The organism is Streptomyces sp. NPDC003042 (assembly GCF_053591315.1).
Genome location: NZ_JBSFTP010000092.1, coordinates 1 through 16,011 on the forward strand (window position 1 = coordinate 1; position 16,011 = coordinate 16,011).

The 16,011-nt window shown below is 72.3% G+C and carries 14 protein-coding genes and 1 pseudogene; 6 read left to right on the forward strand and 9 right to left on the reverse strand.

Features of this window, described 5'->3' with window-relative positions; genetic code table 11:
* Positions 1-542: 542 nt before the first annotated feature.
* From ACWDYJ_RS31350 to ACWDYJ_RS31380, 7 genes are all read right to left on the reverse strand, one after another.
* Positions 543-1,013: a flavodoxin family protein gene (locus ACWDYJ_RS31350; RefSeq protein WP_451568983.1), complete on the reverse strand. Its 471-nt coding sequence runs from the start codon at positions 1,011-1,013 to the stop codon at positions 543-545.
* Between the two features lie 351 nt (positions 1,014-1,364).
* Complete coding sequence (locus tag ACWDYJ_RS31355) at positions 1,365-1,961, reverse strand: class I SAM-dependent methyltransferase (protein ID WP_451568984.1); 597 nt, start codon at positions 1,959-1,961, stop codon at positions 1,365-1,367.
* Positions 1,962-2,238: 277 nt separating this feature from the next.
* Entirely contained in the window at positions 2,239-2,772 is a 534-nt protein-coding gene (locus ACWDYJ_RS31360; protein ID WP_451568985.1) for a hypothetical protein, read from the reverse strand.
* A gap of 395 nt (positions 2,773-3,167) precedes the next feature.
* On the reverse strand, positions 3,168-3,782 hold the full coding sequence (locus ACWDYJ_RS31365) for a hypothetical protein (protein WP_451568986.1): 615 nt from the start codon (positions 3,780-3,782) through the stop codon (positions 3,168-3,170).
* Entirely contained in the window at positions 3,779-4,105 is a 327-nt protein-coding gene (locus ACWDYJ_RS31370; protein WP_451568987.1) for a hypothetical protein, read from the reverse strand. The genes ACWDYJ_RS31365 and ACWDYJ_RS31370 overlap by 4 nt, the downstream gene beginning before the upstream one ends.
* Positions 4,106-4,213: 108 nt before the next feature.
* On the reverse strand, positions 4,214-6,313 hold the full coding sequence (locus tag ACWDYJ_RS31375) for a SpoIIE family protein phosphatase (protein ID WP_451569006.1): 2,100 nt from the start codon (positions 6,311-6,313) through the stop codon (positions 4,214-4,216).
* A 266-nt stretch (positions 6,314-6,579) separates the two neighbouring features.
* The gene (locus tag ACWDYJ_RS31380; RefSeq protein ID WP_451568988.1) at positions 6,580-7,044 is read right to left on the reverse strand and encodes an ATP-binding protein; all 465 of its coding nucleotides are present in this window, start codon (positions 7,042-7,044) and stop codon (positions 6,580-6,582) included.
* Positions 7,045-7,285: 241 nt separating this feature from the next.
* Between ACWDYJ_RS31380 and ACWDYJ_RS31385 the strand changes: the two genes are divergently transcribed.
* Positions 7,286-8,248, forward strand: coding sequence for an alpha/beta hydrolase fold domain-containing protein (locus ACWDYJ_RS31385; protein ID WP_451568989.1), 963 nt, complete (start codon positions 7,286-7,288; stop codon positions 8,246-8,248).
* A 433-nt stretch (positions 8,249-8,681) separates the two neighbouring features.
* Here ACWDYJ_RS31385 and ACWDYJ_RS31390 read toward each other — a convergent pair whose 3' ends face one another.
* Complete coding sequence (locus ACWDYJ_RS31390; protein WP_451568990.1) at positions 8,682-9,689, reverse strand: LacI family DNA-binding transcriptional regulator; 1,008 nt, start codon at positions 9,687-9,689, stop codon at positions 8,682-8,684.
* A gap of 665 nt (positions 9,690-10,354) precedes the next feature.
* Between ACWDYJ_RS31390 and ACWDYJ_RS31395 the strand changes: the two genes are divergently transcribed.
* The 5 genes and pseudogenes from ACWDYJ_RS31395 to ACWDYJ_RS31415 all read left to right on the forward strand — a co-directional run bounded on the left by ACWDYJ_RS31395 (position 10,355) and on the right by ACWDYJ_RS31415 (position 15,318).
* A complete protein-coding gene (locus ACWDYJ_RS31395; RefSeq protein ID WP_451568991.1) occupies positions 10,355-11,656 on the forward strand; it encodes an MFS transporter in 1,302 nt (433 codons plus the stop codon).
* 94 nt (positions 11,657-11,750) lie between these two features.
* Complete coding sequence (gene surE / locus ACWDYJ_RS31400; RefSeq protein ID WP_451568992.1) at positions 11,751-12,698, forward strand: 5'/3'-nucleotidase SurE; 948 nt, start codon at positions 11,751-11,753, stop codon at positions 12,696-12,698.
* 206 nt (positions 12,699-12,904) lie between these two features.
* A pseudogene (locus ACWDYJ_RS31405) lies at positions 12,905-13,659 on the forward strand (carboxylesterase family protein).
* A 34-nt stretch (positions 13,660-13,693) separates the two neighbouring features.
* Positions 13,694-14,251: a PaaX family transcriptional regulator gene (locus ACWDYJ_RS31410; protein ID WP_451569007.1), complete on the forward strand. Its 558-nt coding sequence runs from the start codon at positions 13,694-13,696 to the stop codon at positions 14,249-14,251.
* Between the two features lie 230 nt (positions 14,252-14,481).
* Complete coding sequence (locus tag ACWDYJ_RS31415; protein ID WP_451568993.1) at positions 14,482-15,318, forward strand: 2OG-Fe dioxygenase family protein; 837 nt, start codon at positions 14,482-14,484, stop codon at positions 15,316-15,318.
* Positions 15,319-15,382: 64 nt separating this feature from the next.
* Here the strand turns inward: ACWDYJ_RS31415 and ACWDYJ_RS31420 are convergent, their stop codons facing one another.
* Positions 15,383-16,000 (reverse strand): TOPRIM nucleotidyl transferase/hydrolase domain-containing protein, encoded by a 618-nt coding sequence (locus ACWDYJ_RS31420; RefSeq protein WP_451568994.1) that lies wholly within the window; start codon positions 15,998-16,000, stop codon positions 15,383-15,385.
* Positions 16,001-16,011: the final 11 nt, after the last annotated feature.

Here is a 16,011-nt window from a genome sequence, read left to right on the forward strand (position 1 = left end):
TTGGTGGTCCAAGGAAAGACACCCCACTTCCCGTGGGGGGATGCAGGTGCAAGGCCTGCCCAGCGCTCGATCAAGGCCCCGGCCTCCTCATGGAGGCCGGGGCCTTTTGCCACACCGGCTGGCAGCCAGGGTCTTGCTTGTGGAAGAGATCCGGTACCGGTCCGGCAACGCCGGTCATGAGGGCGCGCACGCACCGGGTGCGGACCGGGGTGCGGTGGCGTGAGCTGCCGAGCGGTCCGGCCCGTGGAAGACGGTCCAGGACTCGCGGGCCGGCGGACATGTTCGCCGACCTCGGCGAGGACGACCCGCCGCCGCGGTGTCCTCGCCCGGACCGAGGCCATCGCGGGACGGGCAGGCCCACTGTGCAGGCTGACGGCGACGAACGCGCCGAGTGCCGAACGCCATCCGGCAGGCTGGTTGCCGCAGGCCAATGGCAGCCCGGTGAACGCGACATCGTCATCGTGGGCCTGCGCCGGCTACGACATCGCCCGCCTGGTCCGGGTCCTGTGGGACCAGGGACGCCCCGAGGCCGCACGGTCAGGTCAGGACACCGGCCCTCTCCCGTCCCGCAGCTGTTCGGCGAACGCCCGTGCGGCGGCCAGGTCCCCGACGTTCGGCCGCTGCTTGTTGATCCCGCCGACGAGCTTGAAGGGCGTCCGGGTGTCGAACGCCCGGCACGAGAAGGTCCCGTCCACATCGAAGCCCTTGCCTTCGAGGAGCTGGGCAAGAGGACGGGTGAAAGGCGCCAGCGGTATCTCGGGGAGCCCGCTGGTGGCGAACACGAACGCTCGGCCCCGCCCGGTGGGAAGTGTCTTGACGAAGTCGGTCAGGCGGGCGTGGAGCCTGCTGTAGAAGACGCCTGAGCCGAATCCCACGAGGTCGGCGTCGGCCAGCTCCGCCAGGTCGGCCTCCTCGGGAGAGACGACCTTCGCGCCCAGTACCTGGGCCATGGTGTCGGCGACACGACGTGTATTGCCGTGTGAAACGGAGGCGCACACGATGACGGCCTTCATCCTGACGATCCCTTCTCTCGGTTCCGTAGTGAGGACAGCGCAGCGGCGCCAGATGTGACACCACGCGAGTGTGACGGCGGCCACACGGTACGGGGACAGTGACAAGCCCCCCGACGCGACGTCAGGCGGCCCCGGCCGAGCGGGAGGTCCTCGGGCACCGGCAGGCGGCCGCGCCTACCAAGGGGGCGGGGCGCGGACGCTGACGTGGCGTGCGGTCCCTACGGGGCAACGTGACCTGGGCCTGCGACGAGTCGTACTGCGGATCGAACCGGACAACGCCCCACGGCATCGCCGTGGCCCGGCCCGGCCCGGCCCGGCCCGGCCCGCGCGCGGACGTGGGGAGTGCCAGGCCTAGACGCGTACGGCGCTCAGCAGTGCCGCCGTCGACGCCATGCGGGTCGGAGGTTTCCAGGTCCAGGTGCGTACGGAGGTGAAGCCGGCCGCCCGGACCGTGTTCGCGAGGGTGGCGAGGGGGCTGGGGAGCCACTTCTCGTGGGCGGCGACGAGCATGCGGCCGCCGGGGCGCAGGACGCGGTGGAGTTCGGCGAGACCGGCGGGCACGTCGGGCCAGAGTTGTAGGTTGTTGACGGAGATCACGACGTCGGCGCAGGTGTCGGGCTCGCCGGTGCGGGCGGCGGTGCCGGCGGCGAGGCGTAGACGGCCCTGGGAGATCAGGGATGCGCAGCGGCGGCGGGCCATGGCGAGCATGATGTCGGAAGGGTCGATGCCGATCACGTGGGCCGAGCGGCGGGCGGCGGCTTCGAGCCCGACCCCGGGGCCGGGCCCGACGACCAGGACGACGTCCCGTTCGGTGGGCGCGGCGAGGGTGACGACGTGCTGTTCGGTGGCGGCGTTGCCGTGCGCCATGAGCCGACCGCCGAGACGGCCGAGCAGCCCGCTGGGCCGGCCGAACCCCTTGGTCAGGAGGCGCTGAGTGATGCTCTCCACGTCATCATGGAAGCACGTGCAGGGCGATGGCCGTGTCGAGGCGCGCAGAGCGCACCGACGGCCGACGGGGCGGGCACGTGAACGACGGCCACCGATCGGTGGCCCCCTCCGGCCACCCCGACCCCAGGGAGGACGCACGGCGTTACCGGCGAGGCCCGCGGATCGAAGGCGCCCCGGTCCCGACCCGGACCCGACCCGGACCCGGACCCGGGCCAGGTCCCGGGGGGAGGGGACCCGGGCCGCGTCCCAGTCCGCGACGCAAGGAGACCCTCGCCTCTCAGAACCTTTCCCAGGTGATTCGGAGGCCGGTGTCGGAAGCCAGTCCACCTGGCCAAATGCTGCGTTTTCCGAGGTCGGACAGGTCCATATCGAGGACGATTGAGTCTCCCACTCCTGACCTGGAGATGTCGAAGTTCCCTGCGAATCGAAAGAATCCGCTTTTGATCTTATGGTGGACAGCGTGCCCCGCGATTACTGTGACGGCGCGAAATGCCGCGATCATGGCCGTTGCCGGGTTCATGAGAAAGGCCGCGTCGAATGCATACTGAAGTGGAATCGTCACTTTGTTGGGCATGAGTACGAGATGGAGTCGCTCTCCGCTCCTGGTGAGGCTCCACTCTCCCTCCCAGCTGGTAACGGCGCTCCTCCGGAGGACGTTGGCGAATCCGACTGCCTCTTTCCACCGGAAGTTGAAGGTTCCGTCCGTCTTGAGCTCCCAAGCCCCTTTTAACGTTCCGTTTTGAGCGGCGAAGTCGTGCACCCACACACCACAGAGTCGTGCCCTTATTTCGGGCAGCTTTTCGGGTTTCATGCGGTCACCCCCGGCTGTGTCGTGTCCTGAGTGTGGCACTTGGAAGGATGGACAACAATCGAACGGAATTCGGCTGATCGGGAAATCAGGAGCACCGTTGTGAACCTCCTTTCCCTCTCATTTCGCCGCACGCGGCCAGGGGCCGACGGGGACGTCGGCTCGCGGACCGCGTCTGCCGGCGGGAGGCCTGCGGCGGCGGCATCGTCCTCTCGTCCTGGTGCCCCCGAGCACGGGAGCGCCTCGGTTCACGACGGGATCCGCTGCACGATCTGGCGCGGGCCGTACCGAACTGCGGTGCGTGGCTGACGACTTATCGCGTTCGGGCCGCGGTGGTCTGATTCTCCCTCTGCACGAGCAGCGTGGAGAGGGGAGAGGGGAGAGGGGCGCCGCCGGGATCAGCGCCGGGTCCCCCGGAGAGAAGAGGCCGCTGGGGAGTCGGGGCGCGGGGTCTGGAGGCGCTTGTAGTAGCACCAGGGGAACGAGCCGGGGCCCACGCGTGTCCACCCCTCGGCCTTGAGGCGCCGACGCTGGCCGCCGAAGACCCGCCGGTGTTCCCAGGTCCGGTCCGAGGCTTCCACGACGAGGTAGAGAGTCCCGTAGTCGACGAGGTGCCAGCCGTCCCGCGCGGCTTCGTCGAGCGCGGCCATCTCGTTGAAGGCGGTCACCGGAGAGATCACCCTGCGCTCGGGGCCACCGTCCTCGGTCGCACCGGGGGTGGCGGAGGGCTGCTTGACCGCGAAGCGCTGCTGGGCGGCCTGGCGGCTCACACCCAGGACACCACCCACCGCGTCCCAGCTGTGACCGGCGGCTCTGGCCCCGTGGATCGCCTCCCGCAGGAGCCGGCTCGACTCCTCCGCGCCGACCCGGGCCGAGGCCACCAGGCGCAGGAAGCCCTCGGCGTCGTGCTCCAGCGATTCGGCCAGTCCGTCGGGTGCTCCCAGGACCGCGCCCGCGATCTCCTCCCGGATGCGGTCCACCTCCTGCGGGCTGAGGAGTTCCCCGCTGTTCATCGCTCACCGCCGACGGAGCCGGAGCCCGAGGCCGGAAGCATCGGCTCCAGCGCGTCGAGAACCTGCTCGTCACGGAGCCGCTGCGACGGCTCCGACCCCGCCCGCCCCGGGCCTTGTTCCGGGCGCAGGGCTCCGAACAGGGCCCCGATGGCCGCGACGAGGACGAGCTCGGCCGCGAACAGTGCGACGGTCGCGGCCACTCCGAGGCCTTCCGCGCACGTCAGAGCCACGCTGATGAGGCTTACCGCGATCGCCAGCAGGCCGGACGTGAGACTGACCGCGGACGCGTTGGGGGCAGCCGAAGGCTCCCGGGAAACGTTCATGCCGTCAAGGTTTCCTTGACATGATCACAATGTCAAGGAAACCTTGACGGCGGCGTGCCCATCCCCGAGGGCGCCGATCCGCTTCAGGTGCTGTGCGTCACGCCGGGTCTACGCCCCGTCGTCCGTCCGGCAGGCCAGCAGCAGGGCGATGTCGTCCGGCCGGTCGGCGGAGTTCCCCTGCTCGCTGACCAGCCGGTCGGCCAGCTCCGTCAGCGGAGTCGGCCGGGCGGCGGTCAGCGCGGCCCGCAGCCTCTCCACGCCGACGTCAATGTCCGTACCCGGCTTCTCCACCAGCCCGTCGGTGTAGAGGGCGAGCACGTCGCCCGGGGCCAGCCGCAGCTCCGTCACCGGGTACGCGGCACCCGCGTCGACACCGAGCACCACCCCACCCGGCAGGTTCAGCACTTCCGTCCGCCCGTCGGCGTGCCGCAGCAGCGGCTGCGGATGCCCGGCCCGGACGGCCCGCACGCTGCCCGACGCCCGGTCGAGCAACACGTAGCAGCAACTGGCGAACTGCCCCGGGTCCAGGCCGATCAGAAGCTGGTTGGTACCGCCCATGACCTGCTCCGGATCACTGCCGCTCAGTGCGAATGCCCTGACGGCGCTGCGCAGTTGACCCATGGTCGCGGCGGCCGCCACCCCGTGGCCCTGAACGTCTCCGATGACCAGCGCCAACATGCCCGGACTCGTCTCGATGACGTCGTACCAGTCGCCGCCGACGTCCATGCCGGCGGTGCCGGGCAGATACCGGCCCACGGTGACCACGTCCTTGTGCACCGGCAGCCGGTGCGGCAGCAGCGCCGCCTGGAGCCCGCGGGCCAGCGCCGCCTCGCTGTCGTAGCGCTGCGCCCGCTCCAGCGCCTGCGCGATCAGCCCGGCCAGCGCGGTCAGCACCGTACGCTCCTCCGGGCTGAAGCCGCGCGGCGCGTCGAAGCCGAGGATGCACGAGCCGACCGGCCGGCCGGAGGCGATCAGCGGCAGGAAGGCGCGGGCCCCGACGTGGGCGTCCAACGGGATCCCCGGGTAGGCCGCCGCCAGGTGCTTCATCGACTCGAAGAACAGCGGACGCCCCGAGGTCAGGGTCTCCACGCCCGGCAGCCGCGCGTCGAGCCCCACCCCGTCGAACCGGGCCAGGAACCCCCGCGGGAAGCCGGTCTCCCACGCCAGGTACAGATGACGCTCGCTGAGCAGATAGATCGCCAACTGGCGTCCACCGAAGGCCGGGAGCAGCTCGTCGGTGACCACGGCCGACACCTGGCGGGCCGTGACCGCCTCCGTCAGCGCGATCGCGAGGGCCACCGGCCGGTACAGCGCGGAGGCCCGGTCGGCCGGCGAGCCCAGGCCCGCGCCGGGCCGGATCACCGAAGACGGCGCGTAGGCGGGCTCTTCGGCGGCGGCGATCGTCACGGTCACCCCGGCGGAGCCGGGGTAGAGGCCGACCGACAACCAGTCCCCGGGCGGCTGCCGGACGCGGCGGGCCGCGAAGTGCACCGGCCCGGGAGCCAGGAACACGGCGCGGAAATGGTCCTCGCACGCGGGGTTGCCGAGCCAGGGGAGCGCCTCCCACAGGATCCGCCCGCGCAGCCGCGGCCCGTGCCCGCCCCGGCCGAGCAGGGTCTCGGCCGCCGTGTTCGTGTAGGTGATCCTGCCCTGCCGGTCCATGGACAGGACGGCCTGCGCGAGCCGGTCCACGGCCTCGCCGGCCTCTCCCAGCGGGGCGGGCGCCGGTACGCACTGAGGGTCGCCCTCCCACACCACCGGTTCGCCGGCCGCCGTGAGCGCCGCCAGTTCCCCGGCCAGCCGGTCCGCGGTCTCGCGCAGCCGCTCCCGGTCGGCGGCCCCGACCGGTACGCCGGGAGTCGCCTCGCGCAGCACCAGGAGCACCCCGAACCGCTCCCGGCCGGCTGTGACCGGCTCGTACAGGGACCCGAAGGTATAGGGCAGCCCGGCCATCAGCTGAGGGAATCGCCGCATGGCCGATTCCGCGTCGGGGAGGTGGACGGACTGCCCGGAGCGGTAGGCCTCGGCGACCGGGTAGGGGCGGTTCACATGCATCCGCCACCACGGCCGGAACAGCGGCCCGGGCACCCCGGTGAGCGCGGCCATCAGCAGCAGCCCTTCGGCGCGGGAGCGCAGGTAGACGCCACCCGCGTACCCGCCGACGGCCCGCACCGCATCGACCGACGCCCGCGCGAGCAGCCGGGCCATGGTGTCCGAAACGGTGCGGCTGTCCGGTTTCGCCGTCACACAGCCAGGATGCGCCCGGCACGAGACGCCCGCACACCGGACCTCGGGCGGCGGACCTCGGGCGGCGGACCCGGGACGGCGGACATCGAGCGGCGGACACAGCGAACGGAGTGGACACGGCGAACAGGGCGGACACGGCGGCCGGGGTGCACGCGTACCACCGCTCAGCGCTCGCCCCGCTCCCATGGTGCGCGCCCTCTGGCAGGGCGCCGGCCTCCGCCCGGGGCTCATGCCGGCGGGATGCGCACACGGACCGACTTGCCGAACCCGTCGGCCAGCACGGAGAGTTCGCCGCCGAGTTCGGCCGCCAGCAGGTGCAGGATGAGCAGCCCGCGCCCGCTTTCGCACGCCGGGTCGATCTGCGCACAAGGAGACGGCAGTCGCGGCAGCGTGGCGCACTGATCCGCGACCTCCAGCCGGAGCCACCCCCCTGTGGAGACGATCCCGACGCGCATGCGTCCGGCGCCCGCGTGCCGGACCACGTTGCCGACGAGTTCGCCGACGGCCAGCAGCAGGACGTCCACCGTGTCGAGCGGGACACGCCAGCCTTCCAGCACGACGCGTACGCGGGCCCGGACCTGCGGAACGGTCGCCGCGACAGGGTCGGCGACCCAATGGACGAAGCTCCGGGCCGGGGACGGGGCCCGGGCGGGGGACACGGGGTGCGCGGAGCTGCTGGTGGTGGCGAGCATGACGTGCTCCCGGGAGGGAAGGCGGCGAACCCGCTGGAGTGGCTCGTGTAACTAGCCGGGAAGTTGAGCGGCCCACGGGCTTGTCGTCAGCGGAAATACGTCGCTAGAGTCCGCGATTACACGTGTAACACGTTAAGCCTCTCCCGCGACCCGCGCAAGCATTTCGGACAAACGTTACGAAGCCTGCGCCCCGCCGGGAGTCGTAGGCCACCCTGGCCGCGCCTGATCTGGAAGGGCCGCAATGACGCAATCTCCTCCGGCCGCGTTCGACCTCGCAGACATGACCTGGCCGCCCCCGCCGTACCAGTCCCCGGTGCCGCCGGTGACCGACGCGGACGGGGTGCGCCGCTTCGACGGGGTCACGTACGCGACCACGCCCGGCTACCGCCCCCGGCTGCTCGACGTCCGGACACCCGCCGGTGACGGGCCGTTCCCCGCGGTCGTCTGGATCCACGGCGGCGGCTGGCTGGACGGCGACCGCCGCTATCCGCCGCCGACCGTGCCCGCCGCCCTGCTGCACGGATCGGTGCTGGCGGCGGGGCTCGCGCTCGTGTCCATCGACTACCGGCACAGCCTCGAAGCGCCCTTCCCGGCCCAGTTGCACGACGTGAAGGCCGCGATCCGCTACGTCCGCGCGTTCGCCGCCGAGCTCGGCATCGACCCGGAGCGGATCGGCGTGTGGGGCGAGTCGGCGGGCGGTCACCTGGCCGCGCTCGCCGGTCTCGTCGGCCCCGCCAGCCCCGACGCCGAGGCACTGGAAGGCGCGCACGGCGTCGGCTCCGGTGAGACCGGCGTCCTGGCCGTCGTCGACTGGTACGGCGTCTCCGACCTCGCCGCCCTGGCCTCACACCCCCTGCCGCAGATGCCGCCGATGCCGCCCGGTACCGAGTTCCCCGACCCGTACGAGGCGCTGCTCGGCGGCACCCCGGCCGAGCGCCCGGCGCTGGCGCGCGCGGCGAGCCCGGTGACGTACGCCGAGGGCTCGAACCCGCCGCCGTTCCTGCTGATGCACGGCACCCGGGACGGCCTGGTCCCGTACAGCCAGAGCGAGTCCCTCGCACAGGCCCTGCGGCGCGCGGGAGGCGAGGTCAGCCTGCGGCCCGTGGAAGGGGCCGACCACATCTTCCTCGGCGCCCCGGACATCACGCCGCTCGTCGCGGAGAGCGTCGCCTTCCTGGCCCGCCACCTCGGCGCGGAGGCCTGATACCCGGGGCGCGAGGCCTCGCGGGTCCTGTTCCTCCGGGGGGCGCGGCCCGGCCGCGCGCTCACGTCCCGCAGATCACACATGGCCGTGTCCACCGCGTTGGTGCGAGAGGCGGTCACGTGGAGGGGCGGCCCGCGCAGGCGATGCGTGTCGGCCGGCCGCCTGCTCCGTCTCTGCCCCGTCGGCAACGAGCTGGTCGGGCAGGGCGCGCACCGGCTCAGCGCCACGGTGTCCGGGGCGCCGTCGGCGCGGGAGCCGGGCTCCTGGGGTGGCGGCCGTTGCGCCCGGCGGTTGTCCGGTACGCGTACGCGTCCACGACCGCCGGGGGGCGGCCGCGGACGCGCAGGGCTCCGTACGCACACCGGGGGAGTACCCGCCCTCGGGGGTGTGAGCGACGGCGGACGAGGAGGCCGGGGGAGTCTCCCCGGCTCCCTCAGGTGGTCTGGCGGTGCACGAGGACGGCCGCCACATCCGGCACCGGCGACGCCGTTCCGGTGGCGATCAGCTCGTGCACGGCGTCCGCGATCCGTGCCGCCGGCGGCAGGTCGAGACGGACCGTGGTGAGCGGGGGCCGTTGGAGCGCGGAGAGGACGAGGTCGTCGGAGCCGACGAGGGCGACGTCGTCCGGTACGACGATGCCCTCGGCCTGCAGCGCGTGCAGGAGCAGCGCGGCGTACTCGTCGTTGTAGGCGAATACCGCGTCCAGGCCGAGGCTGGGCCACCGCCGGGCGAGGGCGCTCGCGGACTCCCGCGTGTAGGACAGCTCCACCGGCGTGACGGTCGCCATGTGCCGGGCGGCGACCGACTGGGCGCCCGCGAGGCGTGGCTCGGCGAGGGTGGCGAGGCCGCGCTCCTGGGGCATGACCACGCCGATCCTCGTCCGGCCACGGGCGATGAGGTGCTCGGCGGCGGTGGCGCCGATGTCGGCGTGGTCGAAGCCGATGGTGTGGACGCCCGTGACGGGGTGGGCGGCGAAGGCCAGGAGTCCGCGGACCCCGGCGCGGCGCAGCAGGTCGGCCGCCTGGGTGGTGAAGCGGTCGCCGTCCAGGGCGACGACGGCCGCCGGGCGCAGTTCGGCCCAGGCCCGGGCGGCGTCGAGGGGGTCGGTGAAGCGTCCCGCGTGCAGTACGGCCGTGTAGCCGTGGCGGTCGAGTTCGCTGTGCAGGTCGTCGACCCAGTCGCTGACGAGGCGGCCTATCGCGGAGACCGACGCGGGCATCAGGACGAGGTTGCTGCGGCCGGCTCGCAGGGACCGGGCCGCCGCGTGCGGTACGTATCCCAGCCGCTCGGCCGCCTCCAGCACGCGGGCGCGAGTGCTTTCGCTGACGCGGTGGCCCTCGGTGTCGTTGAGGACGAAGGAGACCGTCGCGCGCGACACGCCCGCGAGGCGGGCGACATCCGCGCTGGTGATGGACGCGGGGGCGTGCGTGTCTTTGGCCATGACGTCCCTCCGACACTCCTCTGGCTCGTCTCGCTTCGGTTCCCTTAAGTTACACGAGTTAGATCGATGCGGCGGAGTCGACGCCTCGTCCTCCGTCGCCGCCTCTCCGGCGCGCGTCACTCTCCGCCCACGGGCCGTCCGGTTCGGCTGCCCGTCGTGGCGAGGACGTACGCGCCGCCGTCGGGCCACCAGCGGTGACGTATGCGCGGCGGGAAACACCACGTGGACGACCGGTCCACCGCCCGTGCCGGACGACCGTCGAGCCGCAGGTCCGGACCGGCTCCGGGGCGGACCTGGAGGGGTTCGGTGCGGTGTGGCACGGCGCGTTGCCTTGCGCTGATCGCCGCGACATGGGCAAGAGGGTTTTCCGACACAAACCCCCTGTTCAGTGGCCGTGAGGAAGTGGTTACACGTCATCGCGCTCCGGGCCCTGGACGGTCACGATCTGCGTATCGACCGCCTTCGAGCTCTAGCGGGACCCGCGGGCGGGGTGCTACACAGTGTCCAGCGCCGAAGGTGACACGTGTAACAAGCCCACGAGGTGGTCCGCGTTCAGCCGCCCACGCCCGGCGACGTCGCCGCCCCGCAACGGCTCACGCGGTGTCCTTCCTCCCCCGCTCGGCCCCCCGCCCGCCACCTCCCCGCTCCGTCCCCGAGGAGTCGTCATGGCCACGCACGAAATCGTCGACCCGCCCACTCCCACGACCGCGGAACCTCCACGCCAGCGCGGGCTGATGCTCCTGCTGCTGGTCGCCAACTCCGCGATGATGGCCGTCTACATGGGTGTCGGCTCCGTCCTACTGCCCACCCAGATAGCCGAGATCGATCCCGCGAACAAGGTCGCCGTCCTCGGCCTGATCGGCGGGATCAGCGCGATCTTCGCGACCGCCTTCAACCCGATCGCCGGCGCCCTGTCCGACCGCAGCGGGCGCCGCAGCCCCTGGATCCTCGGTGGCGGTCTCGCCTCACTCGCCGGCCTGGCCTTCCTCGGCAGCGTGAGCACCGCGCTGCTGGTCGGCATCGGCTGGTGCCTCATCCAGGCGACCATGAACGTCTACCAGGCGGCGGTCACCGCGATCGTGCCGGACCGGATCCCCGCCGTCCGCCGGGGCACCGCGTCGGCGCTGGTCGGCCTGGGTCTGCCGATCGGCGGTACGGTCGGCGTACTCGTCGCCTCCCAGACCGCGGAACATCTGCGCACCGGCTATCTCATCTTCGGCGCGATCGTCGCCGGGGCCGCGCTCCTGCTCACCAGCTTCTGCCGGGACCTCCCGCGCACGGACACCGCGGCTGACGCGTCCGACACCGCGGCTGACGCCTCGGACGCCACGGACGCGGCGACCGCCCCCGCTCGACCCAAGGGCGCCCAACTGGCGGCCTTCCTGTCCGCGTTGGCCAACCACGACTTCCGGTGGGCCTTCATAGGCCGGGCGCTGATGGTCCTCGGCTACTTCTCCGTCGTCGGCTACCAGCTGTACATCCTCGACGACCACATCGCGCTGCCCGCCGGGCTGACCCCTCCCGCCGCGATGGCCGTCCTCACCCCGGTGTCGATGGTCGCGATGGCCGTCTCCACCGTGCTGGGCGGTCTGCTGTCCGACCGGTGGAACCGCCGCAAGGTGTTCGTCGGCGCCTCCGCCGCCCTCGCCGGGCTCGTCATGGCGGTTCCCGTGATCAGCCCGACCTGGACCGGCATGATCGTCTTCAGTGCGCTCAACGGGCTGGCCTTCGGCTGCTTCATGGCCGTCGACACCGCGCTCGTCACCCTGGTCCTGCCCCGGGCCGAGGACGCCGCCCGCGACATGGGCGTCCTCAACATCGCGAACGCCGGACCGCAGATCGTCGCTCCGTTCGTGGCCTCGGCCGTCGTCACCGCCCTGGGCGGCTACACCCCGCTCTTCCTCGTCGGCGGGGCCCTCTCCATCATCGGCGCGCTCGCCATCCTTCCGATCCGCAGCGTGCGCTGAGCTCCGGCGGGCGTACGCCGAGGGTCGCGCGCCCGCCGGTCACCACCCCTCACCCCCTCACCCTCCTCGCCCTCCCCTTTCGAAGGAGCACTCTGTGAGACGCAAGCGAGTTCTGCCGCTGGCCGCCCTGATGCTGTGCACGCCGGCCCTGGCCGGCACGACACCGGCGCTCGCCTCACCGACGACCGTGTCAGCGCCGACGGCCGTGCCCGCGCCCGCGCCCGTACCCGCGCCCGCCGGCCCGCTGCGGATCCTGCTCACCAACGACGACGGCTACGACGCGCCCGGTATCCGCAAGGCGTTCGAGCGTCTGACCGCCGCCGGACACGACGTCACGATCGTCGCCCCGCTCACCAACCAGAGCGGCACCGGTACGAAGATGATGAACGCCCCCACGATCGCGGTGAAGCACCTGGAACCGAAGGTGTGGGCCGTCGACGGCACCCCGGGCGACTCCGTCGCCTTCGGCCTCTCCGAGGTCTTCGAGGGCAAGGCCCCCGACCTGGTGGTCTCCGGCACCAACTTCGGCCCGAACGTCGCCGGGCTCGCCACCCACTCCGGTACGGTCGGCGGCGCCGTCACCGCGCTGGAGTCCGGCGTGCCCGCCATCGCGCTCAGCACCGGCGGCGTGGCCGCGCCCGACCCGGTCACCACCGTCAACGCGATGGGGCCCACGGTCGACTTCGCCGTCAAGCTCATCGACCGGCTGCGGGCGCGGGCCCGCTCCGGGCCGCTGCTCCCCAAGGGCGTCGGTCTGAACGTCAACCACCCGGTCGTCGGGGCGGACGGCAAGGGCACGGCCGCCGGTGTGGCCACGACCTTCCAGGATCCCCAGACCCTCCTCGAACCGGACTTCACCGACTCCGGCGACGGCACCTGGAAGGTGTCCGTGAAGGTGGCCCTGCGGCCCCCGGCCAAGGGCGGCGACATCGAGGCCGTGAGCGCCGGCCGGATCGCCGTCAGCCCGATGAACGCCGATTGGAACACCGGCCCGGCCGACCACGCCGCGACCTCCGCCCTGCTCCTCGGACTGCGACCGTAATCCACCGGACAGCCGGGGGTCGGAGCGGTGTGTCGCTTCGGCCCCCGGTCGGCCATGACTCCAGGAGGCGTGTGAAGAGACCTCGGAAGCGGCCCGCTTCGGCACGAACCCCGCTCGGTACGACCCTTGCCCTGGCGGCTCTGCTCGCCTCGGCGCTTTCGACGGCGGCGGCTGCGTCGTCGCTGCCCGGCGGATCACCGCGCCCCGTGGTCACCGTCGCGCAGGGCAGCCTGCGCGGACAGGCCCACGACGGGGCGCGGGAATTCCTCGGTGTTCCCTACGCCGCGCCCCCGGTCGGGGAGGCCCGGCTGCGGGTTCCGCTCCCGCCGCCCCGGTGGAACGGGGTGCGGGAGGCCACCCGGCAGGCTCCCGCATGTCTGCAGTTCTCGCCCTTCGGGCTGCGGGATCCGTCGGCGGTCAGCGAGGACTGCCTGTACCTGGACGTGTACCGACCCCGGACCGTCCGCCCCGGGGCCCGGCTCCCCGTGATCCTCTGGATGCACGGGGGCGCGTACAGCCAGGGGACGGGCACGCAGTTCGGCGGGCCCACCATGGCCGACCTCACTCGGAGTGTCGTGGTGAGCATCAACTACCGGCTGGGGCAGCTCGGTTATCTGGCCCTGCCCGACCTGGGCGGGGAGAACGACCGGCGCTCCGGCTCCTTCGGGCTGATGGACCAGATCGAGGCGCTCCGCTGGACGAGGGAGAACATCGGCGCGTTCGGCGGGGATCCGGGCAGTCGGCGGGCAGTGGTTCGGTCTGCGCGCTGCTGGCCGCGCCTTCGGCCGCCGGGCTCTTCCACCGGGCCGTGCTGCAGAGCGGGCCGTGCACCTTGCTGCGTACGCCCGACAGCGCGCGGGCCGAAGCGCAGGCGCGGCAGTTCGCCGGACGGGCGGGGTGCGTCGATCCGGCCGGGATGGTCGCGTGCCTGCGCGGCGCCGCCCGTCTTCGACGAGGGTGACCGGCGCATCTTCGGCAGCCTGGAACCGGCGAAGCTGAGCGACGGCTGGGCGATGGCCGTCTTCTCCGTACCGGAGTCCGAGCGGTCGTACCGCTACCAGCTGCGCACCCGGCTGACCTGGCTGGGATTCGGGAACATCGCTCCGGGCGTGTGGCTGGCCCCCGGCCGGCTCCTCGACGACGCCCGCGACATGCTCATCCGGCGCGGGCTCAGCGACTACGTCCACCTGTTCGCCGCGGACTACGCGGCTTTCAGCGATCTACCGGAGACGGTCAGCTCGTGGTGGGACTTCCCGGCGATCCAGGCGCAGTACGCCACGTTCACCCAGGCGTACGACCCCGTCGCCGCCGCAGTCGCGGGGCAGCGCGACATCGACGGCGACGAGGCCTTCCGCCACTACGTCCCGATGCTCACCCAATGGCGCCGACTGCCCTACCTCGACCCCGGCCTGCCCAGCGAACTGCTTCCCGCGAACTGGAACGCGGTCGCCGCCCGTCAGATCTTCCAGCAGCTGCACGACGTGCTCGCCACCCCGAGCCTGTCGCACGTACAGCACGTCACGGGCCTGGCAGAGGTCCCGCCCGAGGCCTAGTAGGCGTGCGGACGAGCTGCCTTGCTGCCGTCCAACGGCCATCCACAGCGCTCCGATCGCGGCCGTGTCGGCGCCGGGGGTCCCACGAGCCGCTGCCCGAGTGGGTCTGCGGGCCGGCCAGGTGGGCGGCCCGTACGGTCGAGGTACGACGGCTGCCGGACGAGCAGCGCCGACAGGAGCCGACGTCGCAGTGCTGAAGAGCAACCGGAACCGACCTGCTGGAGGACCACGTGGAAAAGGCTCAGCCCGACCGGAGGCCGCTCTCCGAGACGAGAGGGCCGGCCGACGACGGTATGAACGGCCTGCGCGAGCGCGGGTTCGCCCGCTACCGCCCGGAGCAGCTCGGCATCGACCCGGCCGGCTCCGCCGCGGGGGACCTGGCGAAGATCCGGGACGCCTTCGCGGATCTTCCGCCTGACCCGCACGCTCCCGGAACGAACCGGTTCCGCCGGTACTCCCATGCCGTGTACCTGCCGTGGAAGGACGAGCTGTCCTGGATTCCCGGAGCCCCCGACCCGGTGCACGGTACGGTCACGGAGTACTACCAGGACGAGCACAACCCCGAGTACCCGCGGATGCGGCGAGCTCTGCCCGACATCCCCGAGCGGCTGCGCGACAATCCTCTGCTGCTGCGACTCCTGCGCTGGGACATCGAGCAGACCCTGTGGCTGAAGGATCTGGGAAGGCGGCCGCTGTGGGCTGGTGTCCATCTGATCAAACTCGGCGTCGACCATCCCGGCCAGGTCGCCGTCTCCTCCCCGAACTGCCTCCACCAGGACGGAGGCTCGGCAAGCACGTTCACCTTCGCCCACCTGATCGGCTGCACCAACATCACCGGCGGGCAGAACGTCATCGCCGCACCGGACAGCGCGGGCCTCCAGCCCGAGGACCTGCCGACCGAGGACATCCACGCCCGCTTCACCCTCACACAACCCCTGGACGGCTACGCCGTGCACGACCACAGAGTCAGCCACTACGTCGGCCCGGTCCATCCGGGTGACAAACCCGGCCCAGGTGAACGCTGCATCCTCATCGTCGGCCTCGCCCCGTACGTCCCCCAGCTCTGACCACCGATACCGCCGCCGGCCCAGCCGCTCAGCCCCGGCGTGCCTGCCCGCGGGGACAAGACCGTCACAGGCCGGCGAGGAGATCGTCCAGCGGGGCGGGCACCTGGTCGGGGGAGAGGGCTTCGACCAGGAGGCGGCCATAGCGGATCTTGCGGCCCTTCTTCGTGCCGATGAAGCGCCGCAGTTGCCGGTGCCGGGGCCGGCCGTGCTGGGCGGGCTGCTGTACGAAGGTCTGCCAGGCGCGCTGCTCGTCCTCGGCCTGGATGATCTGCTCGACCCTTGCCGGGCCCAGCGCACGGATGAGCTCGTCCTCCAGGTCCGCCGTGCAGACGAAGACGCTGGGGCGCGGCGCCCAGGCCGGGTTGAGGCTCCGGTCGAAGAAGGGCTTCTCGCGCTCGTCGCACAGACCGATCAGGCGCAGGCCGAGACCGGACGGCCCGAGGAGCCCCGCGTAGCGGCCGATGCTCATCGCCCCGCCCATCGGCACCACGCACACCCCCTCGGCCGCCAGGTCACGGCCCCGCCCGGCGGCCAGCGCCTCGACGGCCGCGAGGTCGCTCAGCCCTTCCAGCAGGACCGCCGTGTGCACCCCCAGGAGCTCCGCCAGTTCCCTCGCCGACCCGCCGGAGCCACCGCTCGCCCAGCCTGTGACCTCGTCCCGGAACATGTGCATGTCGACCATGCAGGGGAGTC